At 38.9% G+C, this 8670-nt stretch carries 8 protein-coding genes; 1 reads left to right on the plus strand and 7 read right to left on the minus strand.

The window, feature by feature from the left end:
* Positions 1 to 93 precede the first annotated feature (93 nt).
* Together FC65_RS06870 and abc-f are read right to left on the minus strand one after the other, a co-directional pair.
* Positions 94 to 1224, minus strand: coding sequence for an NAD(P)-dependent alcohol dehydrogenase (locus tag FC65_RS06870; RefSeq protein ID WP_056972052.1), 1131 nt, complete (start codon positions 1222 to 1224; stop codon positions 94 to 96).
* 475 nt (positions 1225 to 1699) lie between these two features.
* Entirely contained in the window at positions 1700 to 3196 is a 1497-nt protein-coding gene (gene abc-f / locus FC65_RS06875) for a ribosomal protection-like ABC-F family protein (RefSeq protein WP_056972053.1), read from the minus strand.
* 387 nt (positions 3197 to 3583) lie between these two features.
* On the opposite strand from abc-f, the gene FC65_RS06880 reads away from it, so the two are divergent.
* Entirely contained in the window at positions 3584 to 3763 is a 180-nt protein-coding gene (locus FC65_RS06880; RefSeq protein ID WP_010495906.1) for a hypothetical protein, read from the plus strand.
* Positions 3764 to 3814: 51 nt separating this feature from the next.
* Here the strand turns inward: FC65_RS06880 and FC65_RS06885 are convergent, their stop codons facing one another.
* From FC65_RS06885 to FC65_RS06905, 5 genes are all read right to left on the minus strand, one after another.
* Positions 3815 to 4291, minus strand: a complete 477-nt coding sequence (locus FC65_RS06885; protein WP_056972054.1) for a hypothetical protein — start codon at positions 4289 to 4291, stop codon at positions 3815 to 3817.
* Positions 4292 to 4329: 38 nt separating this feature from the next.
* On the minus strand, positions 4330 to 4611 hold the full coding sequence (locus FC65_RS06890) for a hypothetical protein (RefSeq protein WP_056972055.1): 282 nt from the start codon (positions 4609 to 4611) through the stop codon (positions 4330 to 4332).
* Positions 4612 to 4774: 163 nt separating this feature from the next.
* The gene (locus FC65_RS06895; RefSeq protein ID WP_056972056.1) at positions 4775 to 6118 is read right to left on the minus strand and encodes a dihydrolipoyl dehydrogenase family protein; all 1344 of its coding nucleotides are present in this window, start codon (positions 6116 to 6118) and stop codon (positions 4775 to 4777) included.
* Between the two features lie 3 nt (positions 6119 to 6121).
* Positions 6122 to 7099 (minus strand): ABC transporter ATP-binding protein, encoded by a 978-nt coding sequence (locus FC65_RS06900; RefSeq protein WP_056972057.1) that lies wholly within the window; start codon positions 7097 to 7099, stop codon positions 6122 to 6124.
* The gene (locus FC65_RS06905; RefSeq protein WP_056972058.1) at positions 7100 to 8629 is read right to left on the minus strand and encodes an ABC transporter permease/substrate-binding protein; all 1530 of its coding nucleotides are present in this window, start codon (positions 8627 to 8629) and stop codon (positions 7100 to 7102) included.
* Positions 8630 to 8670 lie beyond the last annotated feature (41 nt).

Genomic DNA, 8670 nt, shown 5'->3' on the forward strand with positions numbered 1-8670 from the left:
GTTACTGCCCATGCCGGGCGCACCTAAAAAAGCATTGCTAGCGTCTGTAGCAATGCTTTTTATAAGGAACCATTCATATTTGAAATTTGTTTTTTATTTACCAGGTTGATAATCATCGTCAATGATCAAAACAGGTTTAATAACCTCTCCTGAACTTGAAGCTTGGTTAGCTTCATTAATTTGGTCCAAGGTAAAGAATTTTTCTAAGGAGTCAAACGGAAATTTCCCCTGTTGCCAGAATTCAATCAATTCAGGGATGGCTTTTTGCGGAACAGCTTCGCCCATCAAAACTCCCTTAACTGTTTTTTCGTAAGCAGTCAAATCAGCAAATGGATGATCGATCTTGAATTCATGACGAGTAACTGCCAATGGAACAAAAATCCCCCCAGAAGCTAAAGAATCAAAACCTTGCTGCATGACGGGGGTGATACCAGTCGTATCAATAATATAGTTAGCACCGCCACCAGTGATTTTTTTAACTTCGGCTACAGCATCATTTTCTTTGCTGTTGATCACATAATCAGCACCAAGACCTTTAGCAATTTCCAGACGTTTAGGCACAATATCGATACAAATAACTTTTGAACAACCAGCAATTTTGGCTGCCATTAATGCACCCAAACCAACAGCACCAGTCCCAAAAATCGCAATCGATGAGCCGACTTCAGGTTTCAGGCCATTAAAAACAGTTCCTGATCCAGTAACAAAACCACAACCTAAAGGTCCAACTTTGCGCAAATCGATGTCTGAGTCAATAACAGTAACATTACGATCATCAACGATGGTTTCAGTTGCAAATGAAGATTGATTGAACAACATCTTGATCGGTGTTCCATCTTCGGTATAGAAGGGAACAGAGCCATCGATCTTTGTTCCTTCCATATTCAGACGATTCCAGTTGATACAAGCTGCGGGACGACCATTTAGACAATTTTTGCAATACCCATCATAGTCATAACACAAAACAACATGATCTCCAGTTTTAGTTGAGCGGACGGCACTGCCGACTTCGGTTACGATCCCGGCACCTTCATGACCTAAAACAGCTGGAAATGGAAAGTCTCCCCCCTGGCCATTACGAACAGCTTCATCTGTATGGCAAATTCCGCTGGCTACAATGTGAACACGAACATCATGTGGGCTTAATTGATCATTAATTTGAATTTTTTCGATTTTGAAATTTTCATTAATACCATCTAAGACAGCAGCTTTAATTTTTTTCATGTAAAATAATCTCCAATTAATGTATTAGCTTTATTTGATAGCGCTATCATATATGTCTTATTGTAATTAATTATAGTTAAATGTCAACGCGTTTTAGATAGCGCTTTCAAAATATTTTTAAGTTATCAATGAACGGGCCTTAAATGGTTCAGTTTATAATTACGGCTAGTCATTAATAAAGATTGCGGTCATGGGCCATTGACTTGACTGTTAAAAATGATTACTAGTCTAGATGAACAATTAATTCTGATCACAGAAGAGCTTGCTGCAATTCTTTCAAATTCAAAAGGCACTTACCCAGCAGTCCTGTCGGTCTACTGAGTAAGTGCCTAAACTAATAGTTAGTAACTACAACTACGCAACATCAGGGATCGTGATCCATGTCTATGTTCTTACCCTTTAGTTCTATTTACAAAAAGCTTAAGTTGAATTAAAAATCGATCCTCTCATTGCCATTTTTACTTTTTTAACTCTCCTATTTTTTCAAACCTACAATTTCACTGACCACTTTTTTGATAAAGCACTGATCATGTTCGATCAGTAATAACGTCGGTTTATTTTCAGCTATTAATTTAGTTAACTGATCTTGGTTATATACATCCAAATAATTTAACGGTTCATCCCAAATATATAATTCGGCTGGTTGCGACAAAGATTTAGCAACTTCTACTCTTTTTCGCTGTCCCATACTCATATTTTCGATTTTTTGTGCAAAAACTTCTCTTTCTAGTCCCAACTTATGCAAATTATTAAAAAACATTTCATAATCTAACTGATTATCTACAGCGAAATCTTGCAAGTGACCCACATTTTTTTCAAACTCTTGGCAAATATAACTAACCTTGATATTAGCTGGTATTTTGATAGTTCCAGAGCTATTGCCAGTAAAAGTACCTAGCAGAACTTTGATCAAGCTGGTTTTTCCTATCCCATTTGGGCCAACTACACCGACTTGTTCTCCCTTTCTGATCGCAAAACTGACTGGTTTAAATAAAGACTCATTTCCATAAGAAAGACTAAAATTTTCCACTTGAAGTAATGTTTTGTGGTGGCTCGAGCGAAAATTAAGTGCTAGTTCATCGACTTGTTCGATATTTTTCATTAGCTTTTCTTTATCATGGATCTCATCGTCCATTCTTTTTTTCAAAGACTTTGATCTTTTCATCACTCTAGCAGCACGTGCACCAATGTGTCCCGTATCATAAATACTGCCGCTTCCCTTTTTGTGCGGATCTCCGCGTTTATCTCTTTCTCGAGAACCTGACCACTTTTCTTTTTCAAGAGCCGTCTGTTTAAGTCGACCAATGTCTTTTTTTAATTTTTCATTTTGCTGTATCTCAAATGAATCTGACAGCCTTTTTTCTTGATCATAAGTCGAATAATTACCGCTATATAAGGAAATTTTAGACTTCTCTATCACCAAAATGTGATCACAAATTTGATCAACGAATCCACGGTCATGACTAACTACTATGAATCCTTGCTTTTTCTTTCTCAAATAAGTGGCCACTTGCTTTCTACTAGCTAGATCTAAATGATTAGTTGGCTCATCGATCAACGGAAATTTTTGTTGATCAATAAATAATAATGCCAATCTAAGCTTAGTCTGTTCACCACCGGATAAACTAGCAAAAGGTCGCCAAATAAGGTCAAGATCAACCTGCATCAAATTCAATTCTCGTTTCAACTGCCATTCTTCAAACTCAACCGCCTCGCTTAATGCATAAATAGCCAGCTGACTAGGATCATTGATCTCCTGGGGAAAATAATTAAACTCCACCTGGTGCGAGATTTCCCCTTGATACCCCAGCTTGGCGCGTAATAATTTTAATAGTGTAGTTTTACCGCGACCATTCCTGCCAAATAACCCCAATTTCCAGTCTGAATCTAAGTTTAAATCAACTTTATTAAATAACCGCTTTTTCTGTCCTGGATAAGAAAAAGACAAATTTCTAATTTTAATTTGCGACATACACTGCCTCCTTGCTTTAATATCTGCAAGGTAGTAGTTTCTCAAGTTAAATTGCGAGCTTAATAAATCCCTTTATAGACACAAAAAAACCCGTAGCACTAAAACAATTTAACTTTAAAACTATCCGAGTCACACCAAATAATGGCTAGATTTCTACCCTGCCCAGCTAACGATAGTTTTAAAAAGTTAAATTAGTTTTTCAATGCTCAGATCTCTCACTTTCATCTTTAAATTATTATTAGAATAGCAAACTTTCTTTCAAAAAGCTAATACAAAGTTATCCCTTTAATTCTTCTTTTTTAGTTAAACTATGTGAAAGCTATTTCAATTTAGTGAAAGTTATTGCATAATATAGTGTGTAGAATATACAAGCAAGGAGATGTCTTTTTGATTTTTGAAACAATTAAAGCTTTGGCTGCTACTAGAAACATACCATTACGTACTATCGAAATTTCATTGGGATTGCCAGCTGGCACTTTTCAAACTTGGAATCAAACGGCACCTTGCAATAAATTAGTTGCGGTTGCTCGTTATTTTCATGTTTCTGTAGAAGCTCTTTTAGGTTAAGAAAAATCAAACCCTTCGCTGCAGAATAAATTGTAGTGAAGGGCTTATTTATTAAATTTTAGCAGCCTTAGCTAAATATTTGGCTGTAATCGGGTGGTTTTTGACATAACTATATAGTTTGTATTTATTTACCCTCAAAAACTGTTTTTGTTGCTCAGTTAAGTCCTGGTCGTCTCCTTTAAGCGCTGCCATTGTTTCAGGAACTAAATTAACTACTCCGGCACCTTTTGTGACTAAATTATTGAAAACATGTGGATTTTCTTGTTCTATCTTAAGCACGTTTTTCATACCAATATATCTAAAATAGTATTTTATATAATAATGACATACTCTTCTTTTTTGATTGTTCTCTTTATTTGACTGTACTAGCTGGCCACTTGGAAATAACCACATAGCTTGTCTATCAACCTTCGCAAAAATCAGATCATCATTTTCGGCTACAAATTTTGCTAATGCTTTAGGATCAAACAACGGATTTGGTCGGACCTGTCTTTCAGCTAGCAGTGTCACATTATTCTGCTTACTCATACCGTTCTCCTCTAATTGTTTTGCCTCAAAATTACACTCTATGGTTCAAGTATTTCTGATAAACGGATCAGTTCTTCCTGACTAAATTTAGCTATTGGCTTATCAAAACCTAATACTTTTAAACTTTGATTCATCTTAATTTTGCCAGAATTTAAATTATTCAGTCTTTGCTCATATTCCTGCACTTTTTCATCCAATTGTTCTTGCTTTGGTGCATTGCCTTTACGTAATTGTTTCATTTCTTCAATTGTTCCATTTAGTTTGTCAGCTTGTGCAAAATAATCTAGCAAATATTGGCGAGCATCATCCTTTTTATTCACTCGATCCCTCCTAACATTACTGCCTATCTCCGTTTTTCCAAACTAACATAGAAGTCAGAAAAATCATTGCACTACTTTTTTGTACCAAGACATTCAGTGAAAAAGATGCCCTATATTACCTAAGTCCGATAATGTTCATCTTCTAACCGTCTCATTTCACTGACTAATATATATACTGCAGATCGCTTGCCGTTGTTGGGTATGCCCATATCATCTTTTTGACCTGCTTTGCTGTATACTCTTCTCCGATCAATACACTCAAATAATTGATCATTTCATCGGCTTCCATACTTAGACAAGCCGCTCCTACTACTTTTTCACTTACCTTATCCACGATCAGTTGCACTAATGGCTTTTTTTCATGTTGTCGCTTGTAGGTGATCCATCCTGTTAAGTCTATATTTTTGGTTTGGTACCGTGCCTCATCTCGCTGAGCCTGATTTTCTGTCATTCCTACTTGAGCCAACTTTGGTAATGAAAAAACTACCGTCGGGATCTTTGGATAATCGATCTCGTCATCGCGCCCTGCAAGTTGAGCTGCTACATACTTGGCCTCAATACCAGCTACTGATGTTAATTTCGGTACAGGAGATGCTGCTGCGTCCCCGATAGCATAAATGTGAGCTGCAGTAGAACGTAAGTGTCGATCAACTATGACACCCTGATTGGAATATTCCACACCAGCTTGTGTTAAGCCCAAGTCATCCACATTGGGCTGCCGTCCGACCGCCGCAAATACCATATTAGTATCTTTGCTGAAGTCATTTGTCCCTGACAAACGATAACCAGCTCCAATTTGCTCCACCTGAGTAACATCTTGATCAAAAACAAATTCTACCCCATGTTCTTGTAAGGACTGCACTAACTCTGTCACTAATTTTTGTGGAAAGGCTTTTAGTGGTCGCGAGTTATGCAATATAACCGTCACTTTAGCTCCTGCAGAAGCTGCGATCCCTGCTAATTCAAAGGCAACATAACCCCCACCGATGATAGTTAGATCATGCGGCATTTTATCAAGGTCCAAGAAGTCCGTGCTAGTCTGCAGAAATTCTTTGCCCGGAATATCTAACAGCCCTGGTCGCTGTCCCGTAGCGATCACAAAATTACTAGCTTCCAGCAAACATTCGCCAACCTTCACTGTTGTTCCAGCAACGAATTCTGCATGCCCAGTATATGTCTTGACCTCTGAACTCTCCATGCCTTTTTTGGTAGCCGAACTGATTCCAGACGTGTAAGCACGTTTATTCGTCATCAAAGCTGACCAATCAATATCGATTTGTGCCTTTAAGCCGTTACCCGCTAAGAGTTTAGCATGTTCTTTAGCTTCCACAGCTGTATATAAGATTTTTTTCGGATCACATCCCCGATTGGGACATGTACCGCCCCACAAGTCTTCCTCGATCAACGCAACTTTCTGTCCTTGTGCTTTAATTGCCGCAGCTGCAGCCGTTCCTGCCGGACCTGCACCAATCACAACCGCATCATACTTTTCTGAGATCTTCTCCATGTTTTAGTCCTCCTGTTCTTCATTTTGACTAAGATAATTTAATACTTTTTGCCGGTCTAAATAGCCTTGACTTTGTCCACTTCGATCTCTGATCTCCACATAATTATTAGTACTTAATTTTTCAAACAAATCGCGTAAAACCGCATTTTCTGCCAAGACAGGAACATCTTCACGCCGTTCTTTAGCTAATCCATTCAGCGGCTGAGTTGCTAACAACACTTTATTCACAGGAGTATCATAAATATTCTTCGCCATACTCCCTCTAAAAAAGTCACGCACGAAATTATTCACCGGGTGCTGTGCGATTTCTTGCGGGCAAGCAGCTTGCAGCAGCTGGCCTTCACTCATAATACCAATTCTATCACCGATCTTTAGTGCTTCATCCATATCATGCGTCACAAACACGATCGTGTTATGCAACTGCTCATGAATATCCAACACCAAGTCTTGCAAACTGGCACGTGAAATCGGGTCTAGAGCACTAAAAGGTTCATCCATCAACACGATCGGCGGTTTAGATGAGATCGCCCGTAAGATCCCGACACGTTGCTGTTCACCACCAGATAACTCACGCGGATAACGGTTGCGGTATTTGACCGGATCCAAGCCGACTCTTTTTAAAAGGGAGTCTGCCATTTCTTGCAGTTGATTTTTAGGAGTCCCCTTCATCTCGGGGATCAAAGAAATATTTTGCGAAACAGTCATATTAGGAAACAAGGCGATCTGTTGTAACACATACCCCATCATCCACCGTAACTCTTGGAGCGGATAGTCCTCTGCTTTCTTGCCATTGATCAAAACCTGTCCACCAGTCGGTTGTTCTAAACGATTGATCATTTTTAAAGAAGTTGTTTTGCCGCTGCCGGACGAACCAACTAAGACAAATCTTTCACCTTGTCGAATACTCATATCCATTCCTGAAATAACTGTATTATCTCCGAATGCTTTTTGAATATTTCGAAACTCAATTGCAGCAGCCATTTAATCACCCTCCTTTAACAAGTGATGGGTCTTCAGATAATGATGTGCAACTGTTGCTGGTGCTTTGTCTTGCACATTGACTTCATAATTCATTTCCTGCATTTCTTTTTCTGTGATCCTACCGGCTAACTTATTCAAGCTTTTAACGATCTGCGGATGCTTGTCAGCAAAATCTTTCGTCATCATTGGTGCACCTTGATAGGTCGGGAACATATGCTTATCATCTTGCAAAATACTCAAATGGTACTGTCGCAGCTCACTATCGGTCGAATACGCATCAACGATATTGATTTTATTTTTATTGATTGCCTGATAGCGTAAAGCTGGTTCCATCGATTTGACAGGAAAATTCAAGCCATAAGTTTTCTTGATCCCTTTTAAACCATCACCGCGATCAATAAACTCCAAGGTCATTCCTCCGCTTAGGATCGACTGGACATTTTGCAAGTCACTAATCGTTTTTAAATGATGTTCCTGTTTAAATTTATCTTTGACCGCTAAAGCATAGGAATTGTTATATTTCATTGGTCGCAAAAGTTCGATGTTTTCTTGTTTTCTCATGATTTGCTTAGCCTTGTCATAGGTTTCGTTAGCCGTTAAACCGCTTGTTTTTTGTGACTTTTTTGCTAGTGTTTCCAAGACTGTTCCAGTAAACTCCGGATAAATATCGATTTGCTCATTTCTCAAAGCATTAAATAAAAAGGTCGTTTTACCAAAATTTGGCTTCAAAGTTACCTTAATATGCTGCTCATCTTGCTCGATCAATTCCTTATACATATTGATCAATATTTCAGGTTCTGAGCCCAACTTACCAGCAATCGTAACAGTTTCAGTCCGATTGATATAAGCATTATATGCGCTACCGCCGCCTAATAAGACAACGATGACAGCCAAAACAGAAACAGCCGTCTTTACGGATGCATGTTCCAGCCATTTGATCAATGAACTCATAATGATTGCCAAAACTCCAGATGCAACCGCCCCGATCAAAATCAATGATGTATTGTTGCGATCGATCCCTAACAAAATAAAGGTCCCCAGACCGCCAGCTCCGATCAAAGCCGCTAAAGTGGCTGTACCGATGATCAAAACCAAAGCAGTCCGAATACCGGAAATAATCGTCGGCATTGCGAGTGGCAACTCTACTTTAAATAACTTTTTCATGCGCGACATTCCGAACGCATCAGCTGCTTCTTCCAGTGCTGGGTCGATCTCAGTTAAACCCAGATAGGTATTTTGAAAGATCGGCAATAAAGCATAGACTACCAGAGCAATCACGGCTGGAACTGTCCCAATTCCCACGACCGGTATCAACAAACCTAATAAAGCCAGTGAAGGTATTGTCTGCAAAACCCCTGTCAACTGTAAGAGAAACTCGGATATTTTTTTATGTTTAACGACCCAGATCGCTAGTGGGATCGCGATCACCATCGCAATCAGTAAAGAAAGTGTCGAGATCTGCAAATGCTGCAGCAATGCCTGCCACAGACCCCCTCTTCTTTCATTGAATGTTTGCATTATTTGTTCCATCGATTTGTCCTTCCATATTTAATTACGTACAGACTAAGTGA

Source organism: Ligilactobacillus acidipiscis DSM 15836 (assembly GCF_001435755.1).
GTDB classification, from domain to species: domain Bacteria; phylum Bacillota; class Bacilli; order Lactobacillales; family Lactobacillaceae; genus Ligilactobacillus; species Ligilactobacillus acidipiscis.

What these genes read in the sequence shown, in the direction of transcription:
- FC65_RS06885 (WP_056972054.1), bottom strand. Translation starts at nt 4,291, where the DNA reads ATGAGTAAGCAGAATAATGTGACACTGCTAGCTGAAAGACAGGTCCGA.
- abc-f (WP_056972053.1), bottom strand. Translation starts at nt 3,196, where the DNA reads ATGTCGCAAATTAAAATTAGAAATTTGTCTTTTTCTTATCCAGGACAG.
- FC65_RS06905 (WP_056972058.1), bottom strand. Translation starts at nt 8,629, where the DNA reads ATGGAACAAATAATGCAAACATTCAATGAAAGAAGAGGGGGTCTGTGG.
- FC65_RS06895 (WP_056972056.1), bottom strand. Translation starts at nt 6,118, where the DNA reads ATGGAGAAGATCTCAGAAAAGTATGATGCGGTTGTGATTGGTGCAGGT.
- FC65_RS06870 (WP_056972052.1), bottom strand. Translation starts at nt 1,224, where the DNA reads ATGAAAAAAATTAAAGCTGCTGTCTTAGATGGTATTAATGAAAATTTC.
- FC65_RS06900 (WP_056972057.1), bottom strand. Translation starts at nt 7,099, where the DNA reads ATGGCTGCTGCAATTGAGTTTCGAAATATTCAAAAAGCATTCGGAGAT.